Annotated in this window: 20 protein-coding genes and 1 pseudogene; 6 read left to right on the top strand and 15 right to left on the bottom strand. The window is 59.2% G+C overall.

Going from position 1 to position 18423, the window contains the following annotated elements; translation table 11 throughout:
• Positions 1-69: 69 nt before the first annotated feature.
• A complete protein-coding gene (locus tag ACA073_RS14445) occupies positions 70-1398 on the bottom strand; it encodes an alginate export family protein (RefSeq protein ID WP_497397097.1) in 1329 nt (442 codons plus the stop codon).
• A gap of 300 nt (positions 1399-1698) precedes the next feature.
• On the opposite strand from ACA073_RS14445, the gene ACA073_RS14440 reads away from it, so the two are divergent.
• The 3 genes from ACA073_RS14440 (at position 1699) to feaR (ending at position 4844) form a co-directional block, all read left to right on the top strand.
• On the top strand, positions 1699-3198 hold the full coding sequence (locus ACA073_RS14440) for an APC family permease (protein ID WP_497397095.1): 1500 nt from the start codon (positions 1699-1701) through the stop codon (positions 3196-3198).
• The gene (locus tag ACA073_RS14435; RefSeq protein ID WP_497397093.1) at positions 3179-3763 is read left to right on the top strand and encodes a DUF3156 family protein; all 585 of its coding nucleotides are present in this window, start codon (positions 3179-3181) and stop codon (positions 3761-3763) included. The genes ACA073_RS14440 and ACA073_RS14435 overlap by 20 nt, the downstream gene beginning before the upstream one ends.
• Positions 3764-3881: 118 nt before the next feature.
• Positions 3882-4844 (top strand): transcriptional regulator FeaR, encoded by a 963-nt coding sequence (gene feaR / locus ACA073_RS14430; protein ID WP_497397091.1) that lies wholly within the window; start codon positions 3882-3884, stop codon positions 4842-4844.
• Positions 4845-4907: 63 nt separating this feature from the next.
• Here feaR and ACA073_RS14425 read toward each other — a convergent pair whose 3' ends face one another.
• The 6 genes from ACA073_RS14425 to ACA073_RS14400 all read right to left on the bottom strand — a co-directional run bounded on the left by ACA073_RS14425 (position 4908) and on the right by ACA073_RS14400 (position 9797).
• Positions 4908-5675: an SDR family oxidoreductase gene (locus tag ACA073_RS14425; RefSeq protein ID WP_497397089.1), complete on the bottom strand. Its 768-nt coding sequence runs from the start codon at positions 5673-5675 to the stop codon at positions 4908-4910.
• The gene (locus ACA073_RS14420; protein ID WP_497397087.1) at positions 5668-6468 is read right to left on the bottom strand and encodes an SDR family NAD(P)-dependent oxidoreductase; all 801 of its coding nucleotides are present in this window, start codon (positions 6466-6468) and stop codon (positions 5668-5670) included. Before ACA073_RS14420 ends, ACA073_RS14425 begins: the two co-directional genes overlap by 8 nt.
• Positions 6461-7282, bottom strand: coding sequence for a molybdenum cofactor biosynthesis F family protein (locus tag ACA073_RS14415; RefSeq protein WP_497397085.1), 822 nt, complete (start codon positions 7280-7282; stop codon positions 6461-6463). Before ACA073_RS14415 ends, ACA073_RS14420 begins: the two co-directional genes overlap by 8 nt.
• 85 nt (positions 7283-7367) lie before the next feature.
• On the bottom strand, positions 7368-8027 hold the full coding sequence (locus tag ACA073_RS14410; RefSeq protein ID WP_497397083.1) for a helix-turn-helix transcriptional regulator: 660 nt from the start codon (positions 8025-8027) through the stop codon (positions 7368-7370).
• A gap of 53 nt (positions 8028-8080) precedes the next feature.
• A complete protein-coding gene (locus ACA073_RS14405) occupies positions 8081-8446 on the bottom strand; it encodes a cupin domain-containing protein (protein ID WP_497397081.1) in 366 nt (121 codons plus the stop codon).
• A 52-nt stretch (positions 8447-8498) separates the two neighbouring features.
• Positions 8499-9797: an NAD(P)/FAD-dependent oxidoreductase gene (locus ACA073_RS14400; RefSeq protein WP_497397079.1), complete on the bottom strand. Its 1299-nt coding sequence runs from the start codon at positions 9795-9797 to the stop codon at positions 8499-8501.
• A gap of 234 nt (positions 9798-10031) precedes the next feature.
• Between ACA073_RS14400 and hpaR (ACA073_RS14395) the strand changes: the two genes are divergently transcribed.
• Positions 10032-10457: a homoprotocatechuate degradation operon regulator HpaR gene (gene hpaR / locus ACA073_RS14395; RefSeq protein ID WP_497404101.1), complete on the top strand. Its 426-nt coding sequence runs from the start codon at positions 10032-10034 to the stop codon at positions 10455-10457.
• A 32-nt stretch (positions 10458-10489) separates the two neighbouring features.
• On the opposite strand, the gene hpaI is transcribed toward hpaR (ACA073_RS14395), so the two are convergent.
• From hpaI to ACA073_RS14355, 8 genes and pseudogenes are all read right to left on the bottom strand, one after another.
• Positions 10490-11290, bottom strand: coding sequence for a 4-hydroxy-2-oxoheptanedioate aldolase (gene hpaI / locus ACA073_RS14390; protein WP_497397078.1), 801 nt, complete (start codon positions 11288-11290; stop codon positions 10490-10492).
• 18 nt (positions 11291-11308) lie between these two features.
• Positions 11309-12112, bottom strand: coding sequence for a 2-oxo-hept-4-ene-1,7-dioate hydratase (hpaH, locus tag ACA073_RS14385; RefSeq protein ID WP_497397076.1), 804 nt, complete (start codon positions 12110-12112; stop codon positions 11309-11311).
• 48 nt (positions 12113-12160) lie between these two features.
• A pseudogene (locus ACA073_RS14380) lies at positions 12161-12247 on the bottom strand (hypothetical protein); the annotation flags it as partial.
• A gap of 45 nt (positions 12248-12292) precedes the next feature.
• Positions 12293-12685, bottom strand: coding sequence for a tautomerase family protein (locus ACA073_RS14375; protein ID WP_497397074.1), 393 nt, complete (start codon positions 12683-12685; stop codon positions 12293-12295).
• A 49-nt stretch (positions 12686-12734) separates the two neighbouring features.
• Entirely contained in the window at positions 12735-13592 is an 858-nt protein-coding gene (gene hpaD, locus ACA073_RS14370) for a 3,4-dihydroxyphenylacetate 2,3-dioxygenase (RefSeq protein ID WP_497397072.1), read from the bottom strand.
• Between the two features lie 115 nt (positions 13593-13707).
• A complete protein-coding gene (gene hpaE, locus ACA073_RS14365; RefSeq protein ID WP_497397070.1) occupies positions 13708-15168 on the bottom strand; it encodes a 5-carboxymethyl-2-hydroxymuconate semialdehyde dehydrogenase in 1461 nt (486 codons plus the stop codon).
• 5 nt (positions 15169-15173) lie between these two features.
• Complete coding sequence (locus tag ACA073_RS14360; protein WP_497397068.1) at positions 15174-15944, bottom strand: fumarylacetoacetate hydrolase family protein; 771 nt, start codon at positions 15942-15944, stop codon at positions 15174-15176.
• An 11-nt stretch (positions 15945-15955) separates the two neighbouring features.
• Positions 15956-16612, bottom strand: coding sequence for a fumarylacetoacetate hydrolase family protein (locus tag ACA073_RS14355; RefSeq protein ID WP_497397066.1), 657 nt, complete (start codon positions 16610-16612; stop codon positions 15956-15958).
• A gap of 189 nt (positions 16613-16801) precedes the next feature.
• On the opposite strand from ACA073_RS14355, the gene hpaA reads away from it, so the two are divergent.
• Positions 16802-17704 carry a 4-hydroxyphenylacetate catabolism regulatory protein HpaA gene (gene hpaA / locus ACA073_RS14350; RefSeq protein ID WP_497397064.1) on the top strand — a complete coding sequence of 301 codons (903 nt, stop codon included), beginning with the start codon at positions 16802-16804 and terminating at the stop codon, positions 17702-17704.
• A 259-nt stretch (positions 17705-17963) separates the two neighbouring features.
• Complete coding sequence (gene hpaR / locus ACA073_RS14345; RefSeq protein ID WP_497397062.1) at positions 17964-18386, top strand: homoprotocatechuate degradation operon regulator HpaR; 423 nt, start codon at positions 17964-17966, stop codon at positions 18384-18386.
• The last annotated feature ends 37 nt before the right edge of the window (positions 18387-18423 follow it).

Genomic DNA, 18423 nt, shown 5'->3' with positions numbered 1-18423 from the left:
ACTACGCGTTATCGTTGGCGTCCATCGCGAGCATGCTCGCTCCTACAAAGTCAGCGTTCGCTTAATTCATCAGAAAGGGACGGCTATGGTCAGTTGGCTGTAAACGTTGGTGCCATTGCCGCCGACCTGGTTGCCACCGTTGCTGTCGTCTTTGTCTGGCTTGTACAGGCCCACCAGCGGGGTAACGATCAGGTGTTCGTTCACCGCCCACTCGGCATACAGATCCAGTTCTCGACCATCGAGGTTCAGCGCGTCGCTTTTGTGCAGGGTCTTGTAGTCGAAGAACAACACACCGACGGTTACCGGGTCCATAGGCTTGACCTTGAGCCCTACATGCTGGATCGCGGCATTGCTGTTGAACGGTCCTGCGTAATTGCCGGCCACTTCGCCCTGGAACCAGGTGCCGTAGCCACGGTTGACACCGTTGAACATCGAATCCCAGTCTTTCGAATAGCGACTGTAACGGTATGTGAGGTCGGGCGACCATGGCAGGTTGGCAAAGGTGTAGCCAGCTTCGGTGTACCAGGCCTTTTCCGGGCCGGCGTCCTTGTCCTGCCAGGCATATTCGAAGGAGAAGTGGGCGTTCTCGATTCCGGCATTGCCAGCGCCCCGCAGGCTGTAGATATTCATGCCATCGCGTTGTTTCTGGAAATCGCTGGCAAAGTGATCATCGACGTCGATGCCGTGGATGTAGGTCAGCCCCAATGTCCCCGGTGCAGCTGTGTATTCCAGGGTGCTGGCGGCCATCTCGGTTTTGGCTTGGGCGCGGTTGTCGGACTTGATCCACATCAGGCTGCCGTGAACGCCTTCTTTGCCGCCCAGCCGCATGACCGCGGTTTCGTCGAAAGCATGACGCGCCGCCAGGTAATAGGCACCGCCACGATTGAACTCGCCGTCCGCCACACCTTTACCCAGGTTCAGGCCGTCATCGTTGATGATGAAGCCGTCACCGAGGGTAATGACCTGGCGGCCGAACGACAGGTCCACGCCATCCTTGCCAAGCACCGGGAACAAATCGCCAGAACGCCAGCCAGCGAAGGCTTCGTCAAACTTGGTGGTGCGCTCCGTACCGTCGGTGATGCCCGCCGCATCGCCATCGCCCCACGTGCCGGAGCTGACCAGATTGGCTGTGCCGTAGGCGCTGCCCAGGCCACCTAGCGTTTGATCGACACTCAAACCATACTTGATAAAACCTTCGCGCCAGCTGGAACCGCCAGTGGTGCCGTCGTAGTTCTTGCGACTGTTGAACATCCCGTAGACCGCCAGGAAGTTGCCGGTGACTTTGGTGTCGTCGTCGGCATACAGCTCGTAGGCCTGGGCCGACGAATCGGCGATCAAGAGCGCGATACCCAGGCTAACGGCCTTGGACAGCGATCGTGTTTTCAACGTTTGCTTCATTGTTTTCCCCAGCATTGTTGGACAGCCCGATAGATCGAGGTCGCATTAGGGCTATCGTGAACAGGGGAAGTCTTTCACCTGCGTGCCAGAGAATTGATCCTGTCGGACACGCACTGAACCTTGGCAGGGAGCAACAAAACCGGCGGCAGACATGGGCAAGACGCTCGGGGTGGGAGGGGCGCAAAGTGATTCTGCACACGATGCCGTTTCGATCAGGGACTGGCTGGGGAGGGTTTTGTCGCCAGCGCCTTGAACGGCTCGATACATCCACCAAGAAATCCGCTTTCGAGGATCCGCACCATGTCGATCAATGACAGGCTCACACAGCATCTGAAACGGGGTAGCGTTGGTTTTCCGACCGCGTTAGCCAGCACCATAGGCCTGATCATGGCCAGCCCGGTGATTCTCACCGCGACCATGGGGTTTGGCATTGGCGGCAGCGCCTTCGCGGTGGCCATGTTGATCGCGGTGGTGATGATGCTGGCCCAGGCGACCACCTTCGCTGAAGCCGCGTCGATCCTGCCGACCACAGGCTCGGTCTACGACTACATCAATTGCGGGATGGGCCGTTTCTTCGCGATCACGGGCACGTTGTCGGCCTACCTGATTGTCCATGTGTTTGCCGGCACTGCTGAAACCATCCTGTCCGGAGTCATGGCGCTGGTGAACTTCGAACACCTCAACACCCTGGCCGAGTCGGCCGGCGGTTCCTGGTTGCTGGGGGTGGGTTTCGTCATTGTGTTCGGTATTCTCAATGCCTTCGGCGTCAGCGCGTTCGGCAGGGCCGAGATCATCCTGACCTTCGGTATGTGGACGACCTTGATGGTGTTTGGCGTAATGGGGTTGATTGCCGCACCAGCGGTGCAACTGGATGGCTGGTTCGGTGAGTCGTTAGTCGGCACTGACCTGATCACCATTCTGTCGCTGGTGGGCATGGCCATGTTCATGTTCGTCGGTTGCGAGTTCGTCACGCCGCTGGCGCCGGACCTGCGCAACTCGGCCAAGGTCATGCCCAAGGCGATGATTCTGGGTTTGCTCAGCGTGGCCGCGTGCATGTTCATCTACGGCGCGGCGATGAAGCGTCAGGTGGAAAACGTATTGCTCGATGCCGCCAGCGGCGTGCATCTGTTGGATACGCCGATGGCGATTCCAAAATTTGCCGAGCAGGTGATGGGCCATGTCGGGCCGATGTGGCTGGGTATCGGCTTCCTGTTTGCCGGGGCGGCGACCATCAATACGCTGATGGCCGGGGTGCCGCGGATTCTCTATGGCATGGCGGTCGACGGCGCGTTGCCCAAGGTCTTCACCTATCTGCACCCGCGCTTCAAGACACCGCTGCTGTGCATTCTGGTGGTGATGCTGATTCCTTGCCTGCATGCGCTGTATCTGGGCGGCAACACCGACAACATCATGCACCTGGTGCTGGCCGCGGTTTGTGCCTGGAGTTTTGCCTATCTGCTGGTGACGCTGTCGGTGGTGATCCTGCGGATCCGCCGTCCCGATCTGCCCCGGGCTTATCGCTCGCCGTTCTTCCCGCTGCCGCAGATTGTCTCCAGCATCGGCATCCTGCTGGGCATGTGGTTTATCACGCCGCCCGGCATGAATCCTGCGGACATCTATATCCCTTTCGGCGTGATGCTCGGTTGCACCGCGGCGTATGCGCTGTTCTGGACGTTAGTCGTGCAGAAGGTCAATCCATTCAAGCCGGCTTCGGTAGAAGAAGTGCTGGCAAAGGAGTTTTCCAATGAGCCTGGGCACCCTCACAACGGGCATATCAACCATGCTGCAAAAACTGTCTGAGTTGTTCAGTGTCCATCGCGCCCCGGCCGGTTACCGGCCAGGGGTGACCCTCGAGCATGTGCGACGCAACCTGGGGCTTGCCAGTTTCGAGCAGACCGGGCCGACGGCGGCCCGGGCTTCGCTGGACAATGACAGCCTGCAACTGGAGATCGTCGAGCGCACCGAGTCGCAGCTGTTGATGCATCTGGTCATGACTGAGTTCGTGATCCGGGTGCCTGCTTCTCGGGAGGGCATGGCGAGCTTCGAACTGCACCATACCGGGGCCGTTCGACGGACTGGAATCCGCTGCCGGCAACGAACTGGAGACACGGCGCTGTTGACCGATTTGCAAGCCGGATTGCAGGAGGACAGCGCGCTGTATCAGGCGTTGATGCCGTTGGACTTCAAACGCTTGCGCATCGATCTGCAAGAGCGTCAGTGGTGCGTTCGGCTAGAGCATATGGGCGGTAGCGAGGTGGTCAACCGGATGCCGGCCTTTCGTCGCTACATCGCTTTGAGCCGTGATCAACGCACTTGCTTGCTAGAAGCGTTGAGCCGATTGCATCGTTTGTTGCGCACGCTCTGATCCGCGGTTTTGGCATCATTAGTGCTATCCACTTTGGCAGACACGTACTTGTTGCGCGCATATAGATAACATGTTAACTATTGCGTAACAAAAACAATAAGCCAAGGTGGAGACAACCATGAGCGTCCAACAGATTGTGCAAGACGGGCTGGAGACCTGGACCCGGGATCTGAGTGCTGTTTGCGGTCATTTCGACACAGAACTGGCGTTCAATCGCTCGCTGTTCATTGGCAACGTTGCCAAGTTTTCCCGCGGCGGTTTGCCCTTGGCCAACCTGCGCACCAATGCGGGTCTGATCAAGCGTCCCAAAGCCAACGCCGACCACGATAACGACCAGCATTGCTTCTTGGTCAGTCAGCGCAGTGGCTACTGCCAGATCTCGCAGAACGGTCAGAGCATTCAGCTGGCGCCTGGCGAGTTGTTGCTGATGGATTCGGTGGGTTCCATCGAAATCACACCGTTCGGGCTCATTGAACATGCGTCCCTGTCCTTGTCACGCAATGAAGTGTGCAAGCAGCTCGGCAGTCAGCACAGGACCTTCGGCAAGATTTCCTCGAGCAAAGCCTGCGGGCGTATGCTGCACGTGCTGATGGATCAGCTGTGCAAAGACAGCCTGGAGGGCGAGGGTGCCGTGGGCGAGGGTGAGGCCCTGCAGTGTGCTTTTGTTTCCTTGCTCGGCTCGGCATTAGAGCAGGATCACGATTCGCGGGACGACAGCGCGTCGTTGCAGGGCAGTAACCTGCGCAGTTATGTCCAGAAAGTCATTGATGAGTCCCTGACCCAACCCGGTCTGAGCCCCGTGGGCCTGGCCAATCGACTGAACATCTCGGTGCGGCATTTGTACCGGTTGTTCGAAGAACAGGACGACAGTGTCTGTCGCTACATTCAACGGGCCCGGCTCAAACGCAGCGCCGATGACCTGACCAATCCGTTCCTGCGCAGCGAATCGATCACCTCCATTGCCTACAAGTGGGGCTTCACCGATTCGGCACACTTCAGCCGCTCGTTCAAGAAGCAGTTCGAGCTATCGCCCAAGGATTTTCGGTCCAGTCATTTGCAGCAGGCGATGGGGGCGGCATGAGTTTTTGAGGGATGTGAAAAAGGGGCTTTCCAAAGCCCCTTCTTCATTATGGACAGCCTGCTTTCAAACCTCCAGCAAGGTCGACCCGCCATCAACCACCAGCGTCTGCCCGGTTATGTAAGCCGCCAGATCCGACGCCAGAAACAGCATGGCTCCGGCAATATCGGCCGCTGTGCCCAACCGTCCCAAGGGGACTCGGCTGGCGATACTCTCGTTCAGTTGGTCATTCCCCAGATTGCCCATGGCTGGCGTTGCGATCATGCCGGGCTCGACGCCGTTGACCCGTACATTGAGGGCCGCCAGTTCCAGTGCGGCGTTGCGAATGAAACCGTTAACCCCAGCCTTCGACGCCGCGTAGTGACTCAGCCCCGGGTAGGCCACTCGAGGGCCGGTGACCGATGAAGTCACCAGCACGCAGCCCTGACCCTGACGGCGGAACATCGGCAACGCCGCCTGCGTCAGCCAGAACAATGCCGAGAGGTTTACAGCCAGGGTGCGGTCGAGAATGGCCGGAGTGATCTCGGCGAACGGTGTCAGCGGAAAATACCCGGCGTTATGCACCAGAATGTCCAGCCGACCCCACCGTTGTTCCAGCGCCTGAACCAGTTTGACCGCTGCCGTGGCATCCGCCAGATCGGCGCACACGGCTTCGACCTGACACGCTCGCCCGGACAGCTCGATGGCCAGCGCCTGGGCCTGGGGCAGCAGCAGGTCGGCGATCAACACACGCGCGCCGCGCATGGCGAAGGCTTCGACGATGGCGCGACCAATACCCTGAGCGCCGCCAGTCACCAGTACGGTGCGACCGCTGAAATTCAAGTCTTCAGACATGAGGCTGCTCCATATGGGTATAGGCCAGGGTCGGCACATCGACGATGCTCGAACCACCGTCGGCCACCAGGGTCGCGCCGGTGATGATCGAGGCCTCGCTGGAGGCCAGAAAGCGACACACCCTGGCGATCTCTTCGGCACTGGCTGGTCGCCGCAATGGCACGTCGGCACAGACCCGGTCATAGGCTTGCTGCAGTGTCTCGCCATAAAAATCCATCAGTGGCTGCATCTCCTGATCGGCCATCGGCGTGCGCACCCAGCCCGGGCACACGGCATTCACTCGCACGCCGCGCGGTCCGTAATCCCTGGCCAGCGATCGGTTGAGACCGAGCAGCGCATGCTTGGCCGTGGTGTAGCCGCAGACTTCGGGCCCTGCCGCTAGTGAGGCAATGGAACCGATCAGCACGATGTTGCCGGCACTTTCCAGTAGCAGCGGCAGGCAGGCCCGAGCACTGTAGAAGGCGCTGTCGAGGTTGCTGCGTAGCGCCGCTTCCCAGGTTTGCGGGCTGGTCTGGCTGGCACTGCCCAAACCGTGGCCGCCGGCACAGGCCAGCAGCACATCGAGCCGGCCGTAACGCTGACGAATCTGCACCACAAAACCTTCCCACGTATCTGGACAGGCAGCATCGCCGACCAGAACCAGGCCACCGGTTTCCCGGGCAACCTGCTCCAGTGGTTCGCGACGGCGGCCGATCAATACCAGATTGGCGCCTTCGGCAGCATACAGTCGGGCGCAGGCGGCACCGATGCCCGTTCCGGCACCGGTGATAACGACGGTGCGTGGCTCAGGCATCGGGACACTCCGTGCGGTTGAGCACTTCGCAGTAAGAACTGATCGGAAAGTTCGACAGCTCATCGAAGGACGACCCGGCATAACCGAAAATTTTGCCGTCGCTGCGGTGTTGTTGCAGGTCGATCAGTACCAGACCGAGGGTCGGGATGATCTTTTCACGCCAGACGAACAGGTACAGCTGATCGGCGATCTTGTAGTAGTGGCAGCGGTCGGTGTCGCACAGGCCTTGCTCGACGCCTTTGAGGCACTGCCAGGCATAGAATTGATCGTTGAGGTAGATGTGCTCGTAGACTTCGCTCGGGCTATAGCGATACCTATTGCGCAGTCCGGTCAGTTCGGTGGTTGGTGCGTGAGGGCATTGGCCTTCCTGCCACGGACGATCAAGACTGCCATGCAAAAAGTCGACCTCGACCGATGTCAGGTTTTTACCCGCCAGGGCTCGGCTGTAGAGCCCTTCACGGGTTTGCTCCTGGGTCGGCATGCGGCCGATCACGGCAGTGAACGAAGCGCTGGCGGTGTCGAGTACCAGGCTCACCGACCAGGCTTGATCGTCCTCGCGCTTGATGAAATCCACCAGGTAAAGACCGGGCCGCACCGAAGTTGCACGATAGTTTGCAGTACCCTTTGAGTGACCGTCAGCGGCAGTCCATGACAGCGTTTCGACGTGGAAGCGATGTTCGATCTGCCAGCCATTGGCGAAGTTCAGCGTGAAGGTCTTGCCATTCAGGTCGGCCAGGTTCGGCAGGATGAACGCTTCTGGGGCGAAGCCGTCGGCCAGGGCGCCAACGGTGATCCAGTCGGATTGTGTCGTCATTGCAATGCTCCAGTTGTGTGAAATAACACTCTGGAGCATGCGGTTCGCAGAAGAACTCGCCTATCAACCGGATGGTTGAGCCGGGTTAGAGAAACAGTGTCCCCACCAGCTCGGTGCGGCTACTCACACCGGTCTTGCGGAACAGGTTGATCAGGTGGGTCTTGATGGTCGGCAGGCCGATTTCCAGTTCCTGGGCCAGTTGCTTGTTGCTGGCGCCCTGGCGTAACAACAAGGCGATCTGACGCTCCTTGGGCGTCAGACCGGTCAGCAGGTCTTCGACGGGTTGCATGTTCGCGACGGCCAGTTGCAGCAAGGACTGCAAGGCGTTGAGCCGGGCTAACTGGTCGTTGGTGAAGACCCCTTGTTCGGCGGTGCGCAACAGCGAGATCGCAGCCTGAGGCTGGCCGGCGCGATGGGCGAGGATTTCCACGACATCGACAACCCCGTAGCGCAGCAGGAAATCTCGATAACGTTGATTGTCCCGTCGAGGCTGCCGGGCCATGGCAAAACCCAGCGGCACCACGGCCAATCCACTGGACAGGCAATTGCGCGGTTGCAGCGGGTCGAATTGCCGGTAGTTGTCCAGGTAGTCGCGATGCATCTCACCGCTCATACCGTGCAACCGGAAATCACGGGCTTGCAGTTGTCGGTCGACACAGTAGAACGCCGCCTGACTGGCGGGAACGAGTTGAGTGAAAGCCTGCAGGCAATGGCCGGCGACTTCCTGTGCAGGGATGGCGTTCATGGTCGTTAACCCTCGCCAAAAGGGCTGCCGGGTGGAGCCGGCAGCGGAATCGATCAGACGACAGCGAAGTAGTGTTTGACGAAGCTTTCGCTGACCACCTCCCAGAGCACCGGAGTACCTTTGGTCACGAACCAGCTGTCACCCGCCTTGTAGCGAGTGCTCTGGCCGGTGGACTCGTCGGTCAGGACTACTTCGCCAGTCACCACGGTGGCTTGCTCGGCGAACGGATAGACCATCCGGAATTTGCCCTGGGTGGTGCCGAAATAGGCACTGCTGACCGGATCGGTCGGCGCGCCAAAGGTCATTTTGCCGAAGGCTTTGACTTCGCCTTCGAGGATTTCTGAGCCGATGTCGGCGACAGTACCCCAGGCGTCCAGTTCGGACAGCTGGATGTCTTTCTTGAGGGTAACAAGGGTCATGGCAGTTGCTCCTGATGAGTAAAAAAGAAGAAAGGGCAAAGCGCATCGCGCGTTAACGGCGCCCGTTCCAGTAGCCCGAGAGCTGGTGCCAGGATTTACCGGCGGTCAGCAACAGTGGGCGGAACGCATCTTTGCCAAGGATGGTCGGGCGGTGGATCGAGCTGACCAGGTCATAGCGCGCCGAGCCTTCGCTCATGCCCTCGGCCAACACCTTGCAGATAATGTGGCTCGGGGTGACGCCGAATCCCGAGTAGCCTTGAACGAAGAAGGCGTTGCTGCGACCGGGCAGGGTGCCGATCTGCGGGAACAGGTTCGGGCTGCAAGCCATCGGACCACCCCAGGCCAGGTCGATTTTCACGTCCTTGAGGTAGGGGAAAATCTTCAGCATCAGGCGGCGATTCCAGGCCTTCAGGTCCAGGGGAATGTGCTCGACCAGCGGTGTGGCCGCGCCAAACAACAGACGGTTTTCGTTGGTGACACGGTAGTAGTCGATCACCGGGCGAATGTCGCTGTAGGCGCCCCGAATCGGGCTGATGCGGTTGATCAGCTCGTCCGAGAGTGGCTCGGTCATCATCTGGAAAGCGTACGTGTTGATGGTCGAGCGGTGCAGCTCGGGTTCCAGTCTGTTGAGGAAACTGTCGCAAGCCCACAACAGTTTGCTCGCCTTGACCGAACCGCGCCCCGTTCGCACGGTGATGCGCTCGCCGTAGCTGACTTCCAGGGCTGGGCTGTTCTCGAAAATTCGCACGCCATGACCGGCCAGTGCCTTGGCTTCACCGAGCAGCAAGTTCAGCGAATGGACGTGACCGCCGCCCATGTGCAGCAGGGCGCTGCTGTAGGCGTCGGAACCGATGATTTGCTTGACGTCCGAGCCGCCGAGAAAGCGGATCTCGTGCTTGGTGTTGATCGACTTGAAATCTTTTTCCCACGCGCGCAGGGTCTTTTCCTGACGGGCGTTGAAACCCATGTAACCGTAGCCGTGGCAGAAGTCGGCATCGATGTCGTACTTGGCGATGCGGTCCTTGATGATGTCCGCGCCCAGGTCACTGATCTCGAAGACCTGGCGCAAGCCGTCTTCACCCACGTCCTGCTTGATCTTCTCCAGGTCGTGACCGATGCCGGCCATGATCTGCCCGCCATTGCGCCCGGTGCCACCGAAACCCAGGTAACGCGCCTCCAGCACGACGATATTGGTGATGCCTTTTTCGGCCAGTTCCAGCGCGGTATTGATGCCGGAAAAACCGCCGCCAATGACCACAACGTCAGCTTCCACATCCTGTTCCAGCGTCGGGAAACTGAGGTTGTATTTCTTGGTGGCCGTGTAATAGGTGGGCGTTTCGATATTGATCATGGCAAAGCCTGAAAAAGTGAAGGAAAACTCTACCGCAGGGCCTTTGAGAAGCTCTGTATTGGATGACTCTCATTAAGAGCCCTGGCGGGGTGGATGTCTTGATTCTCTGTGCCTGGATTTTTGATTCAGCGCGCCAGAGCCTTCGCCAGCCACATAAGTTATAGCGTGTCGTGAATGGGGCAATGGTAGAATTTCGTTAAACTATTAACTAAATTAACCGTGATGCTGACTCCGATGCTTAAACCCCGGCAATCCCTGACCTTGACCCTCTTGCAGGCCCGCGAAGCAGCCATGAGTTTTTTTCGTCCCTCGCTCAATCAGCACGGTCTGACTGAACAACAATGGCGGGTCATCCGCCTCCTCAGTCACCATGGCGAGCTGGAAATTTATCAATTGGCGGAACTCGCCTGCATTCTCAAGCCGAGCATGACGGGTGTGCTGGTGCGCATGGAGGCGGCAGGAATGGTCCATCGGCGCAAGGCCGAGCAGGACCAGCGGCGCGTGCTGGTGAGCCTGGCGGAAAAGGGCGAGGCGTGCTTTGAGTCCATGAGCCAATGCATGGAAGAGAACTATCAACGGTTGCAAGCGCAACTGGGAGAGGAGAAATTGCAGGCGTTGCTTGGGCTGCTCGATGAGTTAAAAACCATCAAGCGCCTGTAGGCGCCAAGTAATCTCGGCGCCTACAGGAAAAATCAGTACACGCCGCCGGAAGGGGTGGGCGCCGGAGCCTCTTTGAATTTGCCGGCGAGGGTTTGCAGGCCGCGCATCAGCACCGTGGTGTCAACGCCGACTGCTACGAATGCGGCGCCCAGCTCGATATAGCGTCGGGCAAGTTTTTCGTCGGCGCTGAGAATGCCTGCGGCCTTGCCGGCTTTCTGAATTCGCACGATGGCGTCCTCGATGGCCGCCTGCACCTCGGGGTGGCCCGGATTGCCGCGATGGCCCATGGATGCACTTAAATCTGCCGGGCCGATAAACACCCCGTCGACGCCCTCGACCGCTGCAATGGCATCCAGGTTGGCCAGGCCTTCACGGTTTTCGATCTGTACCAATAAGCATATCTGCGCGTCTGCCTGATCGAGGTAACCGGGAATACTGTTCCAGCGCGACGCACGGGCCAACGCGCTGCCGACACCGCGAATGCCTTGGGGCGGATAGTGAATTGCGCGCACCAGTTCCCGTGCTTGCCCGGCACTTTCGACCATCGGCACCAACAAGGTCTGGACGCCGATATCCAGCACCTGTTTGATCAGCGCGGTATCACCGATCACCGGGCGGATGATCGCCTGACTCGCGTAGGGTGCAATGGCTTGCAGTTGGCTGAGCATGCCGCGCACATCATTGGGTGCATGTTCGCCGTCGATCAGCAGCCAGTCGAACCCGGCATTCGCTGCCAGCTCGGCACAGTAGGCGTCGGCCAGGCCGAGCCAGAGGCCGATCTGCGTTTCGCCGCTTTGCAGACGTTGCTTGAAACGGTTGATGGGCATATCCATGAAACAGTCCTCCAGGGATCAGACGAAGCGGCAGGAGATGGAGCCCAGCATGTCGTAGTCGACATGGAAGGTATCGCCGGGGCTGGCCGCCACAGGACGGGTAAAGGAGCCGCCGAGGATGATCTGCCCCGGTTGCAAAGTGACGTCGTAAGGCGCCAGTTTGTTCGCCAGCCAGGCCACGCCTTTGGCCGGATGGTTGAGCACGGCGGCCGAAACGCCTGACTCTTCGATCACGCCGTTGCGGTACAGCACCGCCGGCACCTTGCGCAGATCGATCTCGGTCGGCCGCACGGCGCGACCACCCATGACCACACCGGCGTTGGCGGCGTTGTCGGAAATGGTGTCGAACACCTTGCGCGTCGCTTTGGTCTGCGGGTCGATTTGCTGAATCCGCGCATCGATGATTTCCAGCGCCGGGATCACCCATTCAGTGGCGTCGAGCACGTCGAAGATCGTGCAGTTCGGGCCCTTGAGCGGCTTGCCGAGAATGAATGCCAGCTCCACTTCCACCCGCGGCACGATGAAACGTTCGAAAGGAATGTCGGTGCCCTCGTCGAAGAGCATGTCATCGAGCAGGGCACCGTAATCCGGCTCGGTGATGTTCGAGGACACTTGCATGGCCCGTGACGTCAAACCGATCTTGTGCCCGACCAGTTTGCGCCCGTCCTTGATTTTCTGATCGACCCAGGCGCGCTGGATGGCGTAGGCGTCTTCGATGGTGATATCCGGATGATCGAGGGAAAATTGCCGGACCTGTTCCCTGGAGCGTTCGGCCCGGTTCAGTTGTGCGGCGGCTTGCAGGATTTGCTGTTGATCGAGCATGGCGAAGATCTCTTACTGTGGGTTGACGATGGCCGTGTCGGTTCGCAGGGCGCCGAGGCCGCAGACCGTGTCGCTGAACTGCAGGTCGATACTCATCTGCCTCTTGGCGAAGCCGATGTTGATCCGGTCCAGGTGTTGTACTTTTTGTTTGAGTGGCCGTTGGCGGAAGGAGGACGTAAATCAGCCCGCCTGATTCTTCAAGAAGGCATGCACGTTGTTCTGCTTGAAATTCAGTTCGGGGTGCAGTTCCAGCATCTCGAACGACAACGCCAGCAGCCGTTGCGACTGCAACTCGGCGAAGTGTTCGGTGATCACGTTGAACAGGGTTTCGGCCACGGTCTGCCGGGTTGCCAGATCCCGTCCGTGACCGACTTTGAGGGTCATGTGCACGAAGGCGTAATCGTGCTTGCCATCCGCCATGCGCCAGGTGTCCAGGCGCACCCCGCGACTGCGAATGCCGCCCATGGGAAACACACCGCTGTCTCCCAGGACGGTGTGAACCTTTTCGAACAGCGCGGGCAAGTTCGCCTGCTGTTCGATGTTGTCGGTGTATTCGACGATGAAATGCGGCATGTGCGTCTCCCGGGCCACGAGCAACCGGCGGGTTGCCCGTGAGCGAGTGTCAGAGGGGGAAAATGGCGTTGATCTGGCCGGTGCCGGAACTGCCGAAGGGCTGAGTGACGATCTCGGCGGGTTTGTTGTATTCAGGCCCGCCAAGCAGGCCGAGGAGCATGGCGGTGTCGTGCATCTTGCCTTCACCGAAGCAGTGCTCGGCGTAGTCCGGGAGCATTGCGCAGAATTCCCTGAAGCGGCCTTGCTTCCACATCTCGACGACGTGCAGGTCCATTTGCTTATCGAATTCACGGGTCCAGTTGTGGATATTGGCTTCCGCTTCGCGGTCATTCGAGAAACGGTGGGACAGCGAGCCGGAAGCCAGTACCAGCACCCTGCGGTCGCTCTTCTCGATGGCCCGGCGTACGGCGGTGCCAAAGGCAAAGCTGTCTTCCAGACTGTGCCAGGCGCACCAGGCGGCAATGGAAATCACGTTGAATTTCTGTTCGTCGGGAACGCCCATGTGCATGTAGCGCATCGGCACCAGCGTGCCGTATTCCAGCTCCAGGCTCGGGATGTTGTGAGCCATGGTGCGGACCCCGGCCAGATTGGCTTCAGTCGCGATCAACTCGCCCAGTTCCGGGCAGCCTGGGTACTCGTATTGCATGTTCTTGATGAAGTGCGGCAGTTCGTTGCTGGTGTAGATGCCCTTGAAATGCTCGCCGCAATTGACGTGATAGCCGCTGTTGACCAGCCAGTGAACATCAAACACCACGGCGGTATCGGCACCGAGCTCGCGGGCGCGACGGCCGATTTCCTTGTGCCCGGCAATCGCCGCTGCGCGACAACCGTGATGCTTGCCGGGCAGCTCAGACAGGTACATCGAAGGTACGTGGCAGATCTTCGCGGCCAGGACGACTTCGCCCATGATGACTCTCCTGAAATTGTTGTTCTTGTCTTAAAACCCTGCTGCGGGGTTTTGCTCTTGTGGCGAGGGAGCAAGCTCCCTCGCCACAGGTCTCACTTCGTCATGGGTATACGGTTTACACCCCCCAACGCGGGATGTGATGACTGCCCATGGAGATGCAAACGTTCTTGATCTCGGCGAACACTTCGAAGCTGTACTGGCCGCCTTCGCGTCCGGTGCCAGAACCTTTAACGCCACCGAACGGCTGACGCAGGTCCCGCACATTCTGGCTGTTGATGAACACCATGCCGGCTTCGATGCCATAGGCCAGACGATGCGCTTTGCCGATGTCCTGGGTCCAGATGTAGGACGCCAGGCCGTACTCGGTATCGTTGGCCAGTTGCAGGGCTTCGGCTTCGTCCTTGAACGGGATCAGGCAGACCACCGGGCCGAAGATTTCTTCCTGGGCGATGCGCATCTTGTTGTTCACATCAGCGAACACCGTCGGCTGGATGAACTGGCCGCGGCTCAGGTGTGCCGGCAGGTTGGCCGGGCGTTCCAGACCGCCGGCCAGCAGGGTGGCGCCTTCTTCGATACCGATCTTGATGTAGCCGGTGACCTTGTCATAGTGGGCTTGAGTGATCATCGAGCCGACCTGGGTTTTCGGGTCTTGCGGGTCGCCGACGATCAGGCGTTTGGCACGAGCGGCGAACTCGGCGACAAATTGCGGGTAGACGCTTTCCTGGATGAAAATCCTGCTGCCGGCGGTGCAGCGTTCACCGTTAAGCGAGAAAATGGTAAATAGTGCCGCGTCGAGGGCCCGCTCCAGATCAGCGTCTTCGAAGATCAGCACCGGCGACTTGCCGCCCAGTTCCATGGAGTACTTTTTCAGGCCGGCGGTCTGCATGATTTTCTTGCCGGTGGCGGTGCCGCCAGTGAAGGAAATCGCTCGCACGTCGGGGTGGCGAACCAGCGCGTCACCGGCGGTGGCGCCGTAGCCCTGGATGACGTTGAGCACGCCATTGGGAATTCCGGCTTCCACGGCCAGACGACCCAGTTCATTGGCAGTCAGCGGCGACAGTTCGGACATCTTCAACACCGCCGTATTGCCCAGCGCCAGGCACGGTGCGGTCTTCCAGGTGGCAGTCATGAACGGTACGTTCCATGGCGACACCAAGGCACATACACCCACCGGCTGGTACAAGGTGTAGTTGAGCATCTGGTCATCAACCGGGTAGCTGTGACCATCCATGCGGGTGCAGACTTCGGCGAAGAAATCGAAGTTGTGCGAGGCCCGTGGAATCAACACGTTTTTAGTCTGGTGGATCGGCAAACCGGTATCGAGGGTTTCCAACTCTGCCAGATGCGGAACATTCTGCTCAATCAATTCACCGAGCTTGCGCATCAGGCGGGCACGTTCTTTGGCTGGCGTATTCGCCCACTTCGGGAAGGCTTCCTTGGCCGCGGCCACGGCCTGAGCCACTTCCTCGGCGCCGCCGCTGGCGACTTCGCCGATCGCTTCACCGGTGGCCGGGTTGTAGTTGACGAATGTGTCTTTGCTTTCGACCTCGCGGCCGTTGATCCAGTGTTTGATCATGTTGCTCAAGCCTCTTTACGGGCGGAGAAGAATTCCGCTTCGCTGACAATTCGATTGACCAGGCGACCCACGCCTTCCACTTCCACAATCACTTCATCGCCCGGCACCACATCCGCCAGACCTTCCGGCGTGCCCGTGGCGATCATGTCGCCGGGCTGCAGGGTCATGAAGCTGGACAGGTACTCGATCAGGTAAGGGATGTCGAAAATCATGTCCTTGGTACTGCCTTCCTGACGCAATTCACCGTTGATCCAGGTGCGCAGTTTCAGGTTGCTCGGGTCTGGCACCTCGGCGACGTCGACAATCCACGGGCCGACGGGCGTCGTGGCGTCGCGGTTCTTCACCCGCAGGTTGGGCCGGTAGTAGTTTTCCAGGTAGTCACGGATCGCGTAGTCGTTGCAGACCGTGTAGCCGGCCAGGTATTCCAGGGCGTTTTCGCGTTTGACGTTGCGCGCCGGCTTGCCGATGACGGCCACCAGTTCACACTCGTAATGCATGTAGGCGACGTTATCCGGACGCCAGGTGGTCTGGTTGTGGCCGGTGTAGGTGCCAGGGGATTTGATGAACGCCAGAGGTTCGGTCGGTGGCTTGAAGGCCAGTTCGGCGGCATGGTCGGCGTAGTTCAAGCCCAAGGCGAACATGCTGCCGGTGGCCGGTGGCAACCACTCAACCTGACTTTCGGCTAGCAGACGGCCGTCGGCCAGGCGCACGGCGTTGCGGTCTTCGACCTGAACGAGGTGGACTTCGCCTTCAAAGCGGATACGGGCGTGTTTCATGGAAGCTCCTGTTACTCGGCCACGATGCGATTGACGAGGCGGCCCAAGCCGCTGATTTTGACTTCGACGGTGTCGCCCGGCTGCACATCGACGCGGCCTTCCGGGGTACCGGTGATCAGCACATCACCTTCGTGCAGGGTCATGAATTCGCTGATTTCGGCGATCAACCGGGGGATGTTGCGGACAAGGTTGGCCGTGGAGTTTTGCTGGCGCAGTTCACCGTTGACGAACAGCTTCAGGCTCAGCTGGTGCGGGTTGGCGACCTGGTCACAGGTCACCAGTTCCGGCCCCAGCGAGCAGAAGCCGTCCCGGCACTTGGCTTTCACTGCCGGGCGGTAATAGCTGTCTTCCGGCAGGCTGAACTCATTGACGATGGTGTAGCCGGCCACATGTTCCAGCGCGTTTTCGACGCTGACACGGCTGGCGCTTTTACCGATCACCACGCCCAGTGCCGGGCCTGGTTGCAGACGTTCACCCTGCGGATGAACCACCACGCCGTCATGGCCATTGCGGGTGTTGGGCGTCTTGATGAACAGCACCGGCTTGACCGGGGGCTTTTGGTAAGGCGCTTCCTCGAATTCAGCGATACGTTGGTTCAGCAACCCCTGATAGTTCAGCGCAACGCCGAACAGGGTGCCGCTCGCAACATCATGCAGGGCACGGCTCATGCTTTTCTCCTGGCAGTGGCGGGGCAGTGACTGCTCCGTGGAATATTCGTTAACCTGTTAACGTTATAATTAATATGTTAACTATCGTCAAGCATGGCAAAATCTTCCGGCAGTGGTTAGCCAACGCAAATCGGTGCAGGATGGAAACCCTGGTACGGCCAACACCCCGATAAGAAAGAGAATCCAGCAATGATCGATCGTCAGCCGATTCCCAATATCAACATCGGTCAGGTCTACGACCAGCGCTACAGCGATGCCGAAGTTCACTACGACAAGCTCGGCAACCTGGCGGAATTCTTCGGCCGCAACATGCCCGTGCATCGACACGACCGGTTCTTCCAGGTGCATTACGTGAAGAGCGGTGCGGTGCGGGTTTATCTGGATGACCAGCAATATCTCGAGTCGGGGCCGATGTTTTTCCTCACCCCTCCGACGGTGCCCCATTCCTTCGTCACTGAAGCGGACGCTGACGGGCATGTGTTGACGGTGCGCCAACAACTGGTCTGGCAATTGATCGATGCCGACCCGAGTCTGGCACCCGGCTCGCAGTTGCCAGCGGCTTGCGTGGCATTGGCGGGGCTGGAACTCCAGTTCCAGCCCGAGATCAGGCGATTGGAATTTCTGTTCGAGGAACTGAGCAGCGAGATCAACGTTGTTGGGGCTGGACGGAGTTCGGCTCTGGATAGCCTGACGCGACTGATCATGATCAGCCTGCTCAGGCTTTGCGCCAATTCCCTGGAAGCCCGTCCGGCGCGCCACGAAGACCTGCGGATTTTCCATCGCTTCAACGAATTGATCGAAGCCCACTACCTGCAACACTGGCCGCTGTCGCGCTACGCCGACGGTATTGGGGTCACCGAGGCGCGACTTAACGACGTCTGTCGGCGGATTGCCGACCTGCCGTCGAAGCGCCTGATCCTCGAGCGAGTGATGCAAGAGGCCAAGCGCCTGCTGCTGTTCACCGGCAGTTCGGCCAATGAAATCTGCTACCAGCTGGGTTTCAAGGACCCGGCCTATTTCAGTCGGTTCTTCCAGCGATATGCGCAGATGACGCCAGGGGAGTATCGCCTGCGGCAATCGGGTTTGCGCTAACGGAGCCATGTTCGCTTCTCGATAGACTCATAAAAAATGCTCGGAGCCATGGATTCATCATGGAGGCAGTCGAGGCCCTGAAAAATGGCTTTTACAGGGAACCGATTGCACTTTTCAAAGGCGGGTTCACACAAGGACAGGCTGAAGCCTGAGGTCATTAATTTGTTTTCAGGTTGATGACTTCTCGCGCGATGCGATGTTGCATGTGCTCAGTGCCGACTCTAAGCTTCGACGCTTCGACCTCTTTTGTGCGTGAACCATGCAAACCCCCAGACCGTCCCTTACGCTCACCTTGCTGCAGGCCCGCGAAGCGACCATGGCGTTTTTCCGCCCGCTGCTCAACGAACATGATCTGACTGAACAGCAGTGGCGGGTGATTCGCATCTTGCGTCAGCAGGGCGAACTGGAAAGCCATCAGTTGGCTCATCTGGCGTGCATCCTCAAACCGAGCATGACCGGCGTTCTGACCCGGCTGGAGCGTGACGGCATCGTTCGGCGCAGGAAGTCGTCTGAAGATCAGCGCCGGGTGTTCGTCGCCCTCACTGAGCAGGGGCAGCAGTGTTTCGTCGATATGAGTGCGGGGATGGAAAGCAATTACCTGAAGATTCAGGAACAGTTCGGTGAGGAGCAGCTTGAACTGTTGCTGGAGATGCTAAATAAGCTGAAGAACATCAAGCCCTGACCGACACAATGTTTGACCGGTTGAGCGTCAACAAGAC

The sequence above is a fragment of the Pseudomonas sp. LBUM1670 genome (genome assembly GCF_059695695.1).
Note: the sequence above shows the minus strand (reverse complement) of the source record. Positions and strands in the feature narration are given on the sequence as shown.